Below are 385 nucleotides of genomic sequence, written 5' to 3' on the forward strand. Positions count from 1 at the left end.
ATCAATCAGAGCAAGAATGGTGCGGAAGGAGAGACTTGAACTCTCACACCTCGCGGCGCCAGAACCTAAATCTGGTGCGTCTACCAATTTCGCCACTTCCGCATTCGGATGCTACTGATTGTATTTTCAGTTTAGTAAAAACTAATCTGAAGAATAATGGTGCGGAAGGAGAGACTTGAACTCTCACACCTTGCGGCGCCAGAACCTAAATCTGGTGCGTCTACCAATTTCGCCACTTCCGCATACTTTCCGTTAATCAATAAAGATTGAACGTAAAGTGTAATAATGGCAGGTCTACCTGGATTCGAACCAGGGGATGACGGGATCAAAACCCGTTGCCTTACCGCTTGGCGATAGACCTGCAGATGCTCTTTACAGAGACTTA

3 tRNA genes are annotated in these 385 nt (G+C 46.5%); all 3 read right to left on the minus strand.

Annotation, left to right across the window (positions count from 1 at the left end):
• Positions 1-17: 17 nt before the first annotated feature.
• The 3 genes from ABT58_RS23010 to ABT58_RS23020 all read right to left on the minus strand — a co-directional run bounded on the left by ABT58_RS23010 (position 18) and on the right by ABT58_RS23020 (position 361).
• Positions 18-102: transfer RNA gene (locus ABT58_RS23010), tRNA-Leu, on the minus strand.
• Positions 103-157: 55 nt separating this feature from the next.
• A tRNA-Leu gene (locus ABT58_RS23015) sits at positions 158-242 on the minus strand.
• A gap of 44 nt (positions 243-286) precedes the next feature.
• A tRNA-Gln gene (locus tag ABT58_RS23020) sits at positions 287-361 on the minus strand.
• Between the last annotated feature and the right edge of the window lie 24 nt (positions 362-385).

It is taken from the genome of Photobacterium aphoticum (assembly GCF_001029435.1).
In the GTDB taxonomy this organism is placed as follows: domain Bacteria; phylum Pseudomonadota; class Gammaproteobacteria; order Enterobacterales; family Vibrionaceae; genus Photobacterium; species Photobacterium aphoticum.